The 16,125-nt window shown below is 35.3% G+C and carries 15 protein-coding genes; 4 read left to right on the top strand and 11 right to left on the bottom strand.

Annotation, left to right across the window (positions count from 1 at the left end; genetic code table 11):
- Window positions 1–5 precede the first annotated feature (5 nt).
- Window positions 6–671, bottom strand: a complete 666-nt coding sequence (locus tag ABJ955_RS01885; protein WP_347372907.1) for a DUF1853 family protein — start codon at window positions 669–671, stop codon at window positions 6–8.
- Window positions 672–811: 140 nt separating this feature from the next.
- The gene (locus tag ABJ955_RS01880; RefSeq protein WP_347372906.1) at window positions 812–1,267 is read right to left on the bottom strand and encodes a DUF1801 domain-containing protein; all 456 of its coding nucleotides are present in this window, start codon (window positions 1,265–1,267) and stop codon (window positions 812–814) included.
- Window positions 1,268–1,459: 192 nt separating this feature from the next.
- On the opposite strand from ABJ955_RS01880, the gene ABJ955_RS01875 reads away from it, so the two are divergent.
- Window positions 1,460–1,795, top strand: coding sequence for a hypothetical protein (locus ABJ955_RS01875; protein ID WP_347372905.1), 336 nt, complete (start codon window positions 1,460–1,462; stop codon window positions 1,793–1,795).
- Between the two features lie 38 nt (window positions 1,796–1,833).
- Here ABJ955_RS01875 and rlmF read toward each other — a convergent pair whose 3' ends face one another.
- The 5 genes from rlmF to ABJ955_RS01850 all read right to left on the bottom strand — a co-directional run bounded on the left by rlmF (window position 1,834) and on the right by ABJ955_RS01850 (window position 7,450).
- Window positions 1,834–2,679 (bottom strand): 23S rRNA (adenine(1618)-N(6))-methyltransferase RlmF, encoded by an 846-nt coding sequence (gene rlmF / locus ABJ955_RS01870; protein WP_347372904.1) that lies wholly within the window; start codon window positions 2,677–2,679, stop codon window positions 1,834–1,836.
- Between the two features lie 98 nt (window positions 2,680–2,777).
- Entirely contained in the window at window positions 2,778–3,197 is a 420-nt protein-coding gene (locus ABJ955_RS01865) for a hypothetical protein (protein WP_347372903.1), read from the bottom strand.
- Between the two features lie 157 nt (window positions 3,198–3,354).
- Window positions 3,355–3,522, bottom strand: a complete 168-nt coding sequence (locus ABJ955_RS01860; protein ID WP_347372902.1) for a hypothetical protein — start codon at window positions 3,520–3,522, stop codon at window positions 3,355–3,357.
- 88 nt (window positions 3,523–3,610) lie between these two features.
- Window positions 3,611–5,455 carry a cystathionine beta-synthase gene (locus ABJ955_RS01855; RefSeq protein ID WP_347372901.1) on the bottom strand — a complete coding sequence of 615 codons (1,845 nt, stop codon included), beginning with the start codon at window positions 5,453–5,455 and terminating at the stop codon, window positions 3,611–3,613.
- 156 nt (window positions 5,456–5,611) lie between these two features.
- On the bottom strand, window positions 5,612–7,450 hold the full coding sequence (locus ABJ955_RS01850; RefSeq protein WP_347372900.1) for an ABC transporter ATP-binding protein: 1,839 nt from the start codon (window positions 7,448–7,450) through the stop codon (window positions 5,612–5,614).
- 147 nt (window positions 7,451–7,597) lie between these two features.
- On the opposite strand from ABJ955_RS01850, the gene ABJ955_RS01845 reads away from it, so the two are divergent.
- The 3 genes from ABJ955_RS01845 (at window position 7,598) to ABJ955_RS01835 (ending at window position 9,853) form a co-directional block, all read left to right on the top strand.
- On the top strand, window positions 7,598–8,971 hold the full coding sequence (locus ABJ955_RS01845; protein ID WP_347374350.1) for an MATE family efflux transporter: 1,374 nt from the start codon (window positions 7,598–7,600) through the stop codon (window positions 8,969–8,971).
- Between the two features lie 88 nt (window positions 8,972–9,059).
- Complete coding sequence (locus tag ABJ955_RS01840; protein ID WP_347372899.1) at window positions 9,060–9,290, top strand: hypothetical protein; 231 nt, start codon at window positions 9,060–9,062, stop codon at window positions 9,288–9,290.
- Window positions 9,287–9,853, top strand: coding sequence for a phosphatase PAP2 family protein (locus ABJ955_RS01835; RefSeq protein WP_347372898.1), 567 nt, complete (start codon window positions 9,287–9,289; stop codon window positions 9,851–9,853). The genes ABJ955_RS01840 and ABJ955_RS01835 overlap by 4 nt, the downstream gene beginning before the upstream one ends.
- 162 nt (window positions 9,854–10,015) lie before the next feature.
- Here ABJ955_RS01835 and ABJ955_RS01830 read toward each other — a convergent pair whose 3' ends face one another.
- The 4 genes from ABJ955_RS01830 to ABJ955_RS01815 form a co-directional block, all read right to left on the bottom strand.
- Window positions 10,016–12,664 carry a YCF48-related protein gene (locus tag ABJ955_RS01830; RefSeq protein ID WP_347372897.1) on the bottom strand — a complete coding sequence of 883 codons (2,649 nt, stop codon included), beginning with the start codon at window positions 12,662–12,664 and terminating at the stop codon, window positions 10,016–10,018.
- A 184-nt stretch (window positions 12,665–12,848) separates the two neighbouring features.
- Window positions 12,849–13,913: a tetratricopeptide repeat protein gene (locus ABJ955_RS01825; RefSeq protein WP_347372896.1), complete on the bottom strand. Its 1,065-nt coding sequence runs from the start codon at window positions 13,911–13,913 to the stop codon at window positions 12,849–12,851.
- Between the two features lie 46 nt (window positions 13,914–13,959).
- A complete protein-coding gene (locus ABJ955_RS01820; RefSeq protein WP_347372895.1) occupies window positions 13,960–15,528 on the bottom strand; it encodes a helix-turn-helix domain-containing protein in 1,569 nt (522 codons plus the stop codon).
- A 74-nt stretch (window positions 15,529–15,602) separates the two neighbouring features.
- A complete protein-coding gene (locus ABJ955_RS01815) occupies window positions 15,603–16,079 on the bottom strand; it encodes a DUF4199 domain-containing protein (protein WP_347372894.1) in 477 nt (158 codons plus the stop codon).
- Between the last annotated feature and the right edge of the window lie 46 nt (window positions 16,080–16,125).

Below are 16,125 nucleotides of genomic sequence, written 5' to 3'. Positions count from 1 at the left end.
TTTTTTTACCACCAAACAACAAAAAAACGCTCGATTTTAGAGGGCGTTTTTTTATAGACTAATGGCGATTTACGGCCCTGAATTTGAGTTTCAATTGCTTGTTTTACTTTAGCAAAAGAAAGCCAGTTTTTAAGTGAATTTGGGGGGAGGAGCCATTCTTTTTTAGTGGGAATAGTGTAGTAGTAGTTTTGTTCCTCTTCTTCAAAATCCTTTAACCTTATCCAATATCCAACGATACAGTTTCTATAATTCTCAGGAAACGTACTGCTATTTAATTTCTTCGGCAGAAACAAAAAAGCTTTTAAACATAGTTGTTGCCATATAGGAACAGGAATGTTATAATGCCCTAATTTTTGAATGGTCTCAGGAGCATATAGTAATGGGAATTGCTTCGTTTTTACTTTTTCCAATTTGTCATAAAGCCTGTCTTTTCGGTTAGGGCCAAGCCATTTTTCTTCTTCCAAAATACCTGCATTTTTGTCGTATAAATAGAATTTACATGCCAATTCTATATGAAGAATTTTTTGCGTATTTATATCACGGATTATATAATCTAACTCTCCCAAAGTGCTATGCACACTGTTTATTTGAATGTTTGATACAAGAAGTTTGTATTTTTTTGAATGCTTTAAATAAATTTCAAAGCAAGCTTCGGCTTGTTTTCCGAGCATCAAATTTGAGGGAAGTAAAACTTCTGTAGTATCAATTACGTCAATACCAAATTTAAAATTATCGAACGGAAAGGCATCCGAATTGATTAATAAATCGGGTGCATTTATAAATGTTTGAAGGGTAGTAACAGTATTAATGACTATGGTTTAATCGTTTTTTCATATTTTTCAATCCATTCGTTTACCGTAATTTTAGTGATTAATTCACCTAACAATGTATACGGAATATTTTTTTCATTTTTAAAACGGACACAGCTTTTACCCATGTCTAATTTTCCATTTAGGTGTTTGGGATATTCAGTTACAAACCAATCCATAAGTTTTGGGTCTGAATAAAGGCCAGAATGGTAAAAGCTTATATAGTTTTTTTGGGAGGCAATGCTCATAAACAGCAGCGCGTCTGTAGGTTTACAATGGTAGCCAGCAGGATAAATACTGTGTGGCACCACATAACTTATCATTCCGTATTGCATGGTTTCTTTAAAACCTTTTGGAAGGTTTTTCTGTGCTATTTCCCTTAGTTTTTGAAGTATTTCTTTACGTTCTTCAGGGAGTTCGGCAATATATTGGTCTGCTGTTGTGGCTTGGGATTGCATGTTGAAAAATATATGATTTAAAACTCAAAGTTATGTGTTTTTAATTGAAGTGTACTTTAATTGAAGCTTAACTTCAAGCTACTAAAGTAAAAAATAGGTGTAGCTTATCTATACTTTATAGAGTATTAACATTATTCATAATATGCTTTTGATACCCAAGATTATAATTGTATTTTTCTATGAAATATAAAAATGATGAAAAATTTTATAGTGTTTTCAATAGTAGCCTTTTTTGTAATGTTTGCAGTAGAAGGGTATTCGCAAGAAATAACTAAATATGACTTTCTTGAAGTTATCGTAGTTCAAAAAGCCAACAACAGAGGGAAAGTAAAACGTATAAAAGTAGAAGAACAAACCTCCTTAATTGGACAGAACATTTCAATCGATGCAATTGAAGACATTGAAGAGACTTCTACATTACTTAATTATATGAACGCCCACGACTGGGAATTTCTAGACCGTCAAGCTGTAGTTTCAGAAGATAATGACCCAGTTTGGATGAGTTATATTTTTAGAAAACGAAAATAGTTAGTGTTGACGCATAAGTATTAAGAGTTGCGAGTGTTTTACCGAAACGTCCAAGCAATAAAACGGCTTTGTTTATTGCCTTGTTCCATTCCAACGATTCTTACTTCAGTGGGGTTGGTTTTATTTATTACTCTTTTAATTTTCTTTAGGTTTTCATTTTGGGAAACGATGGCGGTAAACCATTGAATTTGCTCTTTAAATAGAATACTTTCTTCGGCCATTTTTTGCACAAATGCCACCTCGCCACCTTTATACCATAACTCATTGCTTAAGCCGCCAAAATTCTTAGTGTTTTCTTCACTTAACTCTAAATTTTTAAACTTACGTCTGTTGCTTTGTTCAGCCTCTGTTCGGTTTTTAAAAAAAGGTGGATTGCAAACTACAACATCAAAGTAATCATTTGGTTGGATAAGATGTTCTAAAATATTACTCTTAAACTTCTGATGGCGCAGTTCAATGGTTTTTAGGCTATCGTTTTTTGCGATAATTTGCTGTGCATTATCTAAAGAATCGAGGGACACTTCACTTGCAGTACATTGCCAATTAAACTGTCTACTGGCTAAAATAGGGTAGATGAGGTTGGCGCCTGTGCCAATATCCAGTAATTTTACGTCCGTCTTTTCAAGCAAATCTGCTATATGAAACAAATAATCCAATCTGCCAGGAATTGGTGGGCAGAGATTGTTTTTTGGAATATCCCAATAGCTGATATTGTAATATGCTTTTAAGAGGGCGGTGTTGAGTGCTTTTACTGCTAGATTGTTTGAAAACTTAATGCTTTTATTGCCGTGTTCATTTATAAAAACATATTCTTTTAAAGGAGCATGATGTTTTATAAGGTCATCAAAATTATAGTCATTTTTAAACGGATTTTTTGAATGCACAGGTTAGTTTTTAGAAGGTTATTAAAAATGAATAGTCTTATTTTTAGTTTCTCAGTTACTTAAAATTAAGCCTGAGATTTTGGGTTGCGAGAGGGGTATTACTGCGGAGTATTTGATTTAAAACCATATTTATAGCTAATATGAAGAAATAAATAGGCTACGATTGTTCCTGCAAGCCCGTAATATGCATCAATAATATCTGTGGTATTTAAGATATTAATAAATAATTCATAGCTAAAATTACAAATAACGAGTACAATACCTAAGGCGATAATAAATTTAAATGGTACACCAGCCATCAGCCAAAAATATCCGATGCCAGCAAAAATCAAATAGCTTATGGCAAAATTTGAAATATGTGAATAGAAACCGGGAAACAGAGTATCGATATTTTTTATTTTGAAAGCATCATATTTTCTACCTTGAAATAATGTAAAAACAGCAAGCAATAGCAAGATAAACCCTAAAGCAGTGGGAGGTTTTGGAATGAATTTTAAATTTTTTAAAAAGTTTCCCAAGTGTGTTTTTGTTGTGATTGCAATTATGGATAAGGTTCCTAAAATACAAAATTTTTAAATTATCATAATGAAAGTGAGTGTTGAATAATTAAAAGTGAAATATATATTCTTGTAATAAATCGCTTAGCGGTTTTAAAACACAACTTCAGAAAAACAACTATTCTTTACCTTTATTTTCTTTGTGAGTTAGTGCTGCCCCAATGCCTGCGCCAATAGCAATTCCCAAGGCAATCCATAGCCCTATATTATGTGTTAAAACCCCGACAAGGCTTCCAATGGCAACTCCGATTGCTGCGCCAATTATTAATTTTTTCTCTGTTTTCATAATTTATGTATTTAGTAAATGGTAGCTAATAAAACGCGTGGTTAATGTTTAAAAAAACTGGGGAGGGACGAGATACCAGCAATATTACCTATATATTTTCAACAAACTCTAGAAAAACTTTTTTATGCAGCTTAAGGTCCAAATTTGGAGAAAGTGATGCACGTACTATATAGTCTTTATCACCTTCTTTTGTAGTTCCTTGTGTTGAGGTTGCTGGTATGGTCCAATAGCATCCTTTTAGCTGGCCATAACTCACACAGAATTTACTTTCGTTCGGTATTTCTGTAATCATTAGGTTGATAAGCTTTAAATTTAAAGCTCTTTTATACTCTTCTTTTTCGGCATCTGAATTTCCTTTCGTGGGAAGATCTAATGAAAAAACTGATGGGGTAAAGCCTTGTGCTGCCAATTCATCAGAAACAAAATTGATTTTCGCTGCTGGTAATGTTTTATGGATAAAATTTACAAACTCGCGTGTGTTTTTATACGCATCAAGAATTCGTTGATTCATTGAAGGTAATTGTTGTGCTAATATTTCATATTGCAGCTCGGTTGCCTCATTATCACAAAGGGAAAGGTGTCGCTCAATTTTTTTCATCAAGGTTTCCGTTTTTGCATTTCCAACAACATAGCCTGCAGTACATTTTCCACCACTCGGAAATTTTGAACCACTTGCATACGATATAGCCCGTACCGTAGCAAGTATTTCGCCTTCACCTAAAAATTGATAATTTGGACAAAACGTTTGATCTAAAATAAAAACAGGATCGATAGCAATTTCACCTGTTGCAGTTCTACGCTCTTTGCTTAAAGCCGCTTTCAACTGCATAAGGTTAGGAACTTCGACCCGAGGGTTGGTTGGAATTTCAGCAATTATATACGGAACAGCATCTTCTAAAGCAATATTAGCTAAAACGCTATCAATACTTTGCACCATATTATTATCGCCATCCACTAATAAATCTACAACTTCAACGGTATCAAGGCAGGCGGCAATACGTCTTGCTTGATCGTTTGTACCTCCATAACAATTGGGAGGAACAATAAATTTGATCGCTTTTCCTTTATGGTTTTCCTGCGCATCGTGAATGAGCCCCATCATGATTGCATACTGAATAGATAGCCCACTAGAGGCTACCAGCGGTTTTGAAGGAGCCCCAGTAATATTTTTTATAGAGCTTAAAACGCTTGCTTTGCTCGCTGCAAGCTTGCTTTTAGGGTGATTAATAGCGGAATTTGTTACTAAAGCCTGTAAAGCAGTAAGGCTATTTGCTGGCGTCATTGCTATGGTTTCTCGTCTCCGAACGTGTTGAATCTCTGAAATATAGCTTTCGTTTTGTTTGCCGTTTACTATTAGAATACTTCCAAGTTGATTGTGAAAACAGATGAAGAAATCTATGTTTTCAGTGAAATCTATAGCACCAATTTCATCTTTTTGTGAAATAAAGACAGTACTACCACTAAACGCTGAAACGTCTGAAGTTTTTTCAACTTGTTTTAAATCAAAGGTATATCCATATACGTTTTTTAGTATTTCGGCATCAAAAAAACGTGGTAATTCACCTGTATATACAATTCGGGTGTTTTTATTTTCCAATAAATTTTTTCGAAGGATTGCCAAAATAGGCGATGTTTTTGAAGAAAAACTAATCACATTATCAGACGGCGCCGAATTTAAAGCAGCAATACCCCATTCTAAAACGCACGATAAGGGATGCCCCAAGCGAATATAATCGTACGCAGTGGGTAGTTTTTTTAGGGCAGCTGTTTCTGAGTTATTTTCTTTATAAAGAGTTTCAAACTGGTTTAAAAACTGTGTTTTCGCCAAGCTTTCATCATAAATATCCAACCGATGTGTGGTTAATTTCAACCAATCTGTTGGCATATTTTTTATTACATTTTTTATATAATTCAGCACTTTGGTGTCTTCCATAACGATCACTTTTTAATAGGTCGGCAAGGTACATTAATTAGATTTTTTTTGAAGTGTTTTAAGACTTTTGTAACAATGCTTTTAACAGGGTTATTCTGACGCGCTCCTGGCGCGCTTTTGAAAAGCGTGCCAGAGAAAATGATTGAATTATAAAATCTACTGATATCCTGCTGCCTGCAACTTAAACAATTCTGAGTACAATTTTGGGTGTGCCATTAGTTCATCGTGAGTGCCTAGCTCCAGTACTTGTCCGTTTTGCAATACCAGAATACGGTCTGCCATACGCACGGTGCTAAAACGGTGACTAATAATAATACTGGTCTTGCCTTTGGTAAGGGCTATAAAACGTTCAAAAACATCGTACTCTGCTTGGGCGTCTAGTGCGCTAGTAGGTTCGTCTAGCACCATAACATCGGCGTCCTTCATATAGGCGCGGGCTAAGGCTACTTTTTGCCACTGCCCACCGCTTAATTCGGTGCCTTTATAAAACCTTCTGCCTAAGCGTTGTTCCAGCCCGTCAGCCATTTCGTTTACCACTTGTTCCGCAAGGCTTTTACTGGCAGCATAATGTATTACTTCGTCGTTTTGCACTTGGTCTATATTGCCCACAGCTATGTTTTCACGTAGCGTAAATTCGTATCTAAAAAAGTCCTGAAAAATAACGCCAAAACGTTTGCGGTAGGCATCTACATCAAATCTGTTAATGTTAATGCCGTCCAAAAGGATTTCCCCTTGCGTAGGTTCGTAAAACCGAAGAAATAGCTTTATAAGCGTTGTTTTTCCTGCGCCATTTTGGCCTACAAAAGCCATTTTTTCACCTGCTTTCATAGTGAAATTTACACCTTTTAGTACTTCAGATTCACTGCCAGGGTACGCGAAATGTAAATTGTTTACCTGAAATCCTTTGGTAATCGTTTTGGGAATTGGTGTTTTTACTTCCGAAGTCTGCTCTACCGTTAAATCTATAAAATCGAAATAATCCTGAAGGTAAAGCGCACTTTCAGAAATCCGGGTAAATCGCGAAAAGAAGCCTTGCAAATTGTTGCGGAGTCTGTTGAAAGACCCCGAAAGGAAGGTAAGCTCCCCAATTGAAATGGCGCCTGTAAGCACACGCATAATTATGTAAACATAGGCGCCGTAATAGCTAAGCACCCCCAGTATGTTAAATAATGAGCCGTATAGACTTTGCCTAAGGGATAGTTTTTTATTGATTACGTAATAATCGTTTGAAAGATTTTTAAAGCGTTCGGCAATAAAATCGGTCAAGCCGAAAAGTTTTATTTCCTTGGCGGTTTGGTTGTTGGCGCCAATAAAACGTAGGTAATCCAGTTCCCGTCTTTCAGCAGTCCAACTTCTAGCTAACGAATAGCGTGTGCTGCTAAATTTAGCTTCATTTATAAAAGAAGGAATAATACTAAGCACTAAAATTAATATTAAAATAGGTTCAAAATAAACAAGTCCGACAATAAGGGAAACCATTGAAATTAAGCTTTCCGCTTGTCCTAAAGCGTTACTCATTAAATCGACTCTGCTGTTGGTTTGGGTTCGCGCCCGTTCTAATTTGTCATAAAATTCTGGGTCTTCTAGCTGGGCAATAGTGAGCTCTGCAGTTTTTCGAATTATTTTTTCGGAGGAAGCATTGCTGTATAAATCCCCTAGCAAGCCATCGGTTAGGTTTATTAATCTTCCCAGCAAATCTGAAAGTACGGCAACACAGAACTCAATTAAAACAAGATTCCAAAGCAGAGTGAAATCTTTCTCTTCAAGCGAAACTTGGAGAATTATTTCATCGATAATCATTTTTCCTACCCATAGAATTACTACTGGGGTAAAAGCATTTAGCAGCCTGCTTAGGGTGTTTATAAAAAACAGTTTTGGACTGCTTCGATATATTTCTCGAAAAAAACGAGGAATTGTTTTGAGCGCTTTAAAAGAATCCTTGATGCTGGTTTTCTTTTCTTTTTCGGTGATGGATTTAAGGATGGGTCTTGGCAAGGTGGATATGTACTAGATACTGATTAATGAATTATTTAAGGGACACGGTTTACTGCTGCGTATTAAATTCTCGTTTCTTCCTACAATTTTATGATTTACTAAGATATTTAAAAAAAGCAACAACTATCTTTGCGCAAAAATTTTAGTTTGGCATTTAGCGATTACACAAAAGAGTTCAAATACAATACCAAATTAGCAACACCTGTCATTTTAGGAATGCTGGGACATCAAGTAGTGGCATTGGTAGATAACATTATGGTTGGGCAGCTAGGAAGCGCGGAGCTTGCCGCTGTTTCACTAGGAAATAGTTTTATGTTTGTAGCCATGAGTCTGGGCGTCGGTTTTTCTACTGCCATAACTCCATTGGTTGCTGAAGCCGATGGTGAAGGAAACCGAGAAAAAGGGAAGTCTTCTTTTAAACACGGTTTGTTTTTATGCATAATGCTTGGTCTTGTGCTTTTTGGAGTAGTAATGGCAGCCAGACCCTTGATGTATGTAATGAAGCAACCACCGGAAGTTGTGGATTTGGCGATGCCTTATTTAACTTTAGTGGCGGCATCACTTGTGCCATTAATAATTTTTCAAGGTTTTAAGCAGTTTAGCGATGGAATGTCTATGACGCGCTTCCCGATGTATGCTACGATTATAGCGAATTTGGTAAATGTATTGCTTAACTATATGTTTATTTTCGGAAAGTTTGGCGCCCCTGAATTAGGGGTGGTTGGCGCAGCAATTGGTACGCTTGTTTCTCGTGTAGTTATGGTGGGGTATTTGTGGTATTTATTAAGCCGAGACAAAAAATCTCACTATTTTGTTACACAGATTAAAATAATGACACTTAGCAAAAAAATGCTAAAGAAGCTTTTGGGACTCGGTTTTCCATCGGCGATGCAAATGTTTTTTGAGGTTGCTATTTTTACTTCCGCAGTATGGCTTTCTGGAATTCTTGGGAAAAATCCACAAGCGGCAAACCAAGTTGCCTTAAATCTTGCATCTATGACTTTTATGGTGGCAATGGGCTTTAGTGTGGCTGCAATGATACGCGTAGGAAACCAAAAAGGACTTCGGAATTTTAAAGAATTAAGACGTGTTGCCATTTCTATTGGCTTGTTAACGAGTATTTTATCCTTGGTTTTTGCAGTATTTTTTATAATATTCAATAATGATTTACCTAAAATATTTTTGGATTTTGATAGCGTAGTAGATTATGCCGATAACCTTGAAGTTGTTACTATTGCAGCACAATTACTGATTATTGCTGCTATTTTTCAATTTACAGATGCGTTACAAGTAGTTGCTTTAGGCGCATTACGCGGCATGCAAGATGTGAAAATACCTACAGTTATTTGTTTTATAGCGTATTGGATTATTGGCTTCCCAATTTCATATTACTTAAGTATGCATACTTCATTGGAAAGCATGGGAATTTGGATCGGTTTACTGGCAGGGCTTTCAGCGAGTGGTATTATGTTAGTTATTAGATTTAATTATCTTTCGAAGAAATTGATATTGAATAATTAGAAACAAGAGTCAAGATAAAAGAGGGGAGAAGGCTAAGAATTGAGATAGGAATATTTATTTTTACAACCAAACAATTAACAATCATACTATGGATTTTCCAAAATATTTATTAGGTGACAACAGCGATTTTCCAACGGCGATTTTCGTAATACATACAGAGTTTCCACGTTTTATTATTAATCTTGAAAATGATGAAGTGGAATGGTTGGAAGATTTTGATGCTGAAGACCAAAAAGAATTGGAGGCAGAGGCTGAAAATTTAATTCAAGGTGCTACAGAATTTTACGATAGAGAAATTGCCCTTTACGACGAAGAATGATTGAAGAACTTCTAAAATACGATACCCAACTTTTCCTTTTCCTAAATAACTTAGGAAACACTTCTTGGGATGGATTTTGGCGTTTTGTAACTGAAAAATGGTCTTCTATTCCTATCTACGCTGTTCTTCTGTATTTAATATACAAGAAATATGGGTTGAAAGGAACGCTTATAATTATTGTTTGTGTTGCTTTAATGATAACCGCCACTGATCAACTTGCGAATCTTTTTAAATATGGTATTCGTCGCCCGCGGCCTTGCCAAGTGGCAGAGCTAAAAGAACATATGCGTTACGTTGCTGATGGTTGCGGTAGGTTTGGATACTTTTCTGCACATGCAGCAAGCTCGATGGCTGCAGCGGTTTTTTTAGGATTAAGTCTTCAAAAATGGTTTAAATACGTGCCTTTTTTATTGCTTATTTGGGCAGTAATGACTGGTTATAGCAGAATTTATCTAGGTGTTCATTACCCCTTAGATGTTAGTACGGGTATGGCTTTTGGCGGAATAATAGGCTGGCTATTTTATCTATTACAACAGTGGGCACAACGTAGGTTTAATACCTAAAGCAACCCCTGCAAATCACTATGTAATGCATTTGAAAATTGATTTAAAAAAATCCCCCTTTTTATATAAAGGGGGATTTTTTATAACTAGAGAAAGTGCTACTCTCAATCGCTTGAGAGCAGCACAGAATTAACCATAAAAAGTTAACTTCTAAATTGGGGATTAGTTTTTTATAACTTTATAAGTTCCAACAGTATCATTAGCAGTTACCTTCGCAAAGTAAATTCCTGTTGAATAAGCAGCCATATCTATTTCGCCTTGCATACCATTGAGGTTTATCTTTGCTAGTTGCTGACCGTTTATATTGAAAATAGCCACAGAAGTTATTTGTGTTTTTGCTGAAATTTGCAACACATCTGTAACTGGGTTAGGGTATAAGGCTATATCTGAAAGTTGATTTTCACCCACACCTAATATGTCTTCACAAGTTAATTCTAATTGGAAGTTACCAGATTTGGTATCGTCATACCCTTCAATCATAATTATATAGGTGCTTGTGCCGTCAGACTCAAAATTTAAATCTTCTTGGTTTACACAAGAGCTATCATTAAATGCAATTTGGGTTGCCAAAGTACAATCGTTATAAACTCTAACGGTCGTAGGGAAATTTGTGTCAGGACCACAAGCATTTAGTGTGATAGTTTCTGGCGTACCAGAACCTGTATATGAATAAAACACATCTGGAGAGGCGTTTCCGCCTGAGTCTGTAGCAAATATAGTTGAGTTAGTAACTAAATCGCCACAAGCTAATGGAGTTGATGCTACACAGTCGTCATTTGTTGGAACGCTAGGTAATTGTACTCGGTAAGTAAATAAATCGCCCCAAGGACCAATAGTAGGGTCGTATCCCCAACCAGTAATATACTTACCATTAGGAGAAATAGAGTTTGGCACCCATACTGGACTTGCAGCCATAGTATAACCCAAAGTTTCTGTTACAAAAGTATTGAACTCTTGTAAACCAGCTGTTGGTGTCCAGACAAATGGAATATTTGGATCAAATGGACCTCCTTGAAAATAGCCAATAACAAGACTTCCGTCGTGGTTTATACCTGTTACGTTACCTCTGCTACCAGGAGCTAAAGTGCCTAGAGAGATATAACCTGTAGCTTCACTCCATATATATGGTTCGTCATTATTTGCAAAGTCACCACGACCTCCAATCCAAACTCCATCTCCAGAGATTGCGCTACATTCACCTAATTGGTTCATTTGGTCTGTTGGATCACCATTAGGGTCTACTAATAGGTATTCATTTGGAAGCCAATTGCCATTAGTATCTTTTCTCCATACGGCCGATTTCCAAGGGCCATTAAAATCTTGCCAGCCTACAATTACATTACCATCTGCGCTCACAGCATTTGCTCTTGTGCTTCTATTAGTAGTTGTAAAAAGGCTCCCTAAATCAACAAGACCATCTGCAGCGGTCCAAGCGGTAGCGTGTACAGCAAATCCTGGGTGCCCTGGGGTTGGCTCAACATAAGCGCTACCTACAACCGTACTTCCGTCTTCAGAAATATTATAACCGGAACTCATATTGTTATCCGACGATGCATTAAGACCCCCAAGAACGGTCCATTCATCATTGGCAACGTTATACATAGACTGTATAGAAAAAGTATTCGTTTCAGGTTCTTTTGTAAACAATACACCTTGAGATCCTATAATAAAACCTCTACCATTTGGTGTAAATACAACTTCGTATAAAGCTTCGTTTAAAGTAGAAGTCCCCATATTGTTTATTGGCCAAGTATCGCCACCATCTTCTGATGCAAAAATTAACTCTGGAGTACCAACTAATGTTACGTGGTCTGCATCTAGCCAAGCAACATCTCTCCATATTGCACCTTCAATAACTTCTTGACTTGACCAAGTAGCACCTCCATCTGTTGTTTTAAAAACATCATTTTCTGCAGTAGCAATACCCGTCATAGAATCGTAAAATTCAATCCCCACTAATAAACCACCACCAGTAAATACGGTAGTCCAAGTAAGACCGTTGTCTGTAGATTTTAGTATATCGCCACCGTTAGTAACTAGAAAATAAGTATTGCCACTAACATAGGTTAATTTATAAGGTACACCGGTTAAACCTGAACCTGCGGTCCAAGTAGCGCCACCATCATTTGTAAGATATACTGCAACACCAGTATCGGTTTGTGCAGTTACTACACCATTCATTTCGTCTTTAAACTTGATTCCTGTATAAATATAAACATCAGGAACTGGAGTTTGGGTAGTCCAAGTGGTACCACCATCGGTTGTTTTTGCGAAGTATTGGTTCCATCCACCTACATAGCCAGTATTTTGAGAAGGGAAACTCATAGCTTCAAGCCCTTGGTCTTCACCTGTCCATAATTCGGTCCATGAAGCACCACCATCATAAGTTACAATAACAATCCCATCGCCGTTGTAGGTAGAGGATTCACCTACGGCAAATGCAACAGAGCTTTGGTTATCAGGAAATTCAATTCCTCTAAAAATATAATTAAACCCTGTGTTAGACTTTATCCAATCTGTAGGGGTCGTAATGTCTTGATACGTAGTACCAGAAAGAAGGTTGCCATCGCCAGAAAATCTCACAGCTCCACCTACACCTTGCCCGGGAGCAGCCCCACCAATTTGTGTGAATGTGTTATTTTCATGACTCCAAAGTGAATACGGTCCCGCTTGGTCTACATAGCCAGAAACTACACCGTCGTTGGAAACTCCATGTGTTTCAAAAAATGTTGGCTTCACTACAAATTGAGCCAATAAGCTACTTGTGCTAACAACACAAATAAGTAAGAATAGAAATAATTTTTTTTTCATTTTAAATAGATTTATTGAATAATTGTTGAAGCTAAAGTAAGAGGGCTTATACTATAATAAAAGGAAGTATCTTTTAAAATTCGTGAATTTTAAAAGCATAAAAACACTGTAAAATGTTAATTATCAGTTGTTTGAAATATTTATGAGGTTTAAGTGAAAAGGAAGAGTGTTTTTAGGTTTTAGGCTATGTTTTTAGCTTTCTTTGAAGTTTTTTTAGCCTTTTTTCTCCAGAAAAAATTAAACGAATTAACACAAAAAGCGCTATTGCAATAAAAATTAATAAACCTATTTGAATGGGTTTGTATTTGTTTTTTAACTGTTCAATTTCCTTTGCTTTTGTCTCAGTTAATTTTATAATGGATTGATTGACACTTTTTCGTTCTGCATTTTTCGTTTCTTTTTGAAGCGATCTGTATTTATTGTGATAGTAATTGTAGTTTTCCCAATCATTTAATGCAAGGTAATTATTAGCAAGTGCTTCGTAAATAACTTTATTTAAAATAAGGTCGCCTACATTTTCCGAAATAGTATTTGCTTTTTTTAGAAGTGTAATAGCTTCATTGTAATTTCCCTCAAGAGTTTTAGCTTCTGCTAATCCTTTTTTACCAAAAGCAATAAGACTTAGAGCATCTACATCTTTACCGTATGCTATAGCTGTTAAAAAACTAGTTTTAGCTTCTTCTATTTTCCCGAGCGATAAGAGACAATTGCCTTTATTGTACAAGCAAATACTCAAATTTGCTTTCTTAATATGTGCTTCAACAATACTCTCATAGGCTTCTATCGCTTTGTTAAAATACTTTATAGCGATATCGCAATTCATTTGTTCGCGATATATAAAGCCTCGTAATGTAGCGTTATACCCTAAAAAGGACTGAATAGAATCTTGTTCAGGGTAATTTTCAATCAAAATTAAGGATTCGTCTAGGTACTCTATAGCTTTGTCGTATATCTGAAGTTCTTGATAATGCCCTCCTATCCTGTTTAGGATATTCATTCGAGTCTTGTTATTATCTACTTCTGGAAATAGTTCCTTTATACGCTCTACGTATTCTGAAGATTTTTTATAATCTCTTTTTGAGGAATATGCGGTAGAAATAATAAGTAAAGAATTAATCTTATTATTTACTGAAACATTGGGGTAATCATAAACTGTTTGCGCTAGCTGAATAGCCTTGTCTGGGTTTTCGTAAATTTGCTTTCTAGCTGTTATAACGATGCTATCTATATCTTCTTGCGCCTGTGCCACAGGTGCAAGGATTAAAAAGTATATAAAAAAACATAGTTTTATATGTTTACTGCACCTCTTCATATGCTGTTTTATTTGCTTTTGAAACTGCCTTTTTAGCGCTTAATAAGTTTATAAATACGGTAGGTGGGATACCCGTTACTGTCTTAAAAACTGTTGCAAAACTGCTATGTGAAGAAAAACCACTTTCTTCTGCTAAATAACTTATTTTGTATTGTAAGTAGGTATTGTTATTTTTTAATTTGTCTATTATATAATTTATACGAAGCTCGTTTATATAACTATTAAAGTTTTTGTTTTTATGAGTGTTTATAATCTCTGAAAGATATTTGGTGTTGGTGTCGAAGCTTGAAGCTAGTAAGGCTAAAGACATGTCTTGTTTTGTAAATTGTTTAGAATTTTCAAATTGATTTAACTTTTGTATTAATGCTTCTTCTGTTTCCTTTGGAATGTTTAAAGTTTTTGAAACCTCTTTTACAACAATTACTTCTTTTGGTTTTTGCTTGTCTTGAAAATACTTTATAAAGTTTTCATATTGTTTAGCTCTATAGTTATACCTATATCTTAAAATAATCCACGACAGGAGAATAAGTAATAGAATACTTCCCAGAATAAGAATGTTTTGTTGGTACTTCTGTTTAGTTTGGTCTGTTCTTGTGGTGTGATTGTAATTAATATAATTGTAAATAGAATTAACGGCTTTATCCTCTTCAGTTTCTACTTCATTAGCCAATATAGCACTCTTGGTTTTGTTAGCATAGAATAGTGAAGCTTCATCTAAAGCTAAATAAGTAGCGGAAAGCCCTTCTATAATTTTAGATTCGTAGTATTTATTCTCTATACGTTTTGAAATTTCAAGCGCGTTATTATAGGAAGCAATAGAATTAGAATAATCTTTTTTAAGAAAATGTAATCGCCCCAATTGGTTTTGTAAAACCATATTGATATAGTTATTAGGGTACTCTCCAAAAGTATCTTTATGGATGGTTTTAAAGTAATGCTGCGCACTATCTATATGCGAAGCATTTAAATAGGTTTCTATGATTGCTGCTCTTGTTTCATTTTGCAAAATATAATCGTCTGATGTTTCAAAAAAAATATTTGCATCTTTAAGATTTTTTAAAACAACTTGATACTCATTTTTCTGAAGGTTTTTATCAGCATTAATCAATTTTAAGCCTGCTTCTATATAAGGGGCAACTTTATTATTTTCTTCTTGTTCTGTAATATGTTTAGTTCTAAAAAAGTATTCTTCGGCAATTAAATTCATTCCTAAAAAATTCAACAAATGAATAGAAGAGATGGATGTTTTAATCTGCATTTCCATATCTTTTGAATTCTCAGCTAGTTTTTTAGCTTCAATAATTGCTTTTGTAGCATCGTCAAATTTGCCCATAGCATAATATGAGCCAGCAGTGAGTAGATAGGCTTGAATACGTTGTTGGGGATTTTCCGATTTCTGAATTAAGTGCTCGGCAATTTTAAGAGCTTCTTGTGGTTGGGTGTACAATATGTTTTCAGCTTCAAGTAGTATTTCGGAGTATTGATCGCTATTTTGAGCAAAACTCTTAGTGAAAAAACATCCGAAGAAGAAAAAAACTACTAAAAAGCGCATAAAATTGTGAAATGAAGTAACAAGATACACAAAGTTAAGTATTAATTAATTTGAAATATTTATCGTTGCTATTTTTATTTCTTCCGAACAAAAATAGCTACTATTGCGGCAGTTGCAATTCCAAAACCGAGTGCTCCAAAGGCTGATTGCCATATATAGTTGTTTATATTAAAATAGTTATTAGCCTTAGTGCGCGACATCAATTCGTTGGTTACGGAGTATTCTATTACGTTATTGAAGTATTCTGGAGTAATGTAATTGTGCGTTATAAATTGTGCTAAAGGTGAAAGGAGGCTTATAAAAACACTCAAGATAAGTCCTGAAATAAATCCCTGCAACCAAGTCATTTTTCCTGCATAAACCCTTCTTCTTTTTTCGCGCATTTCTAATAAATACATAAAAATAGCAAAGGGCGCAAAAAGCAAGGTAAGCCATTGATGGTCTGCAATTTGTTCTTCATGCCATCCTAGTGTTTTTTCTAACAACATCCACGAAAGGATGGTAATGGTAAAAATTATAGCCCATTTAAATTCTATAAAGATTTTTTGCATTGCTCAAGTTGATTAAAGTATGACTTTCAATTTGGATTAAAGATAG

The sequence above is a fragment of the Aequorivita sp. Q41 genome (assembly GCF_039831855.1).
Taxonomy (GTDB): Bacteria; Bacteroidota; Bacteroidia; order Flavobacteriales; family Flavobacteriaceae; genus Aequorivita.
Note: the sequence above shows the minus strand (reverse complement) of the source record. Positions and strands in the feature narration are given on the sequence as shown.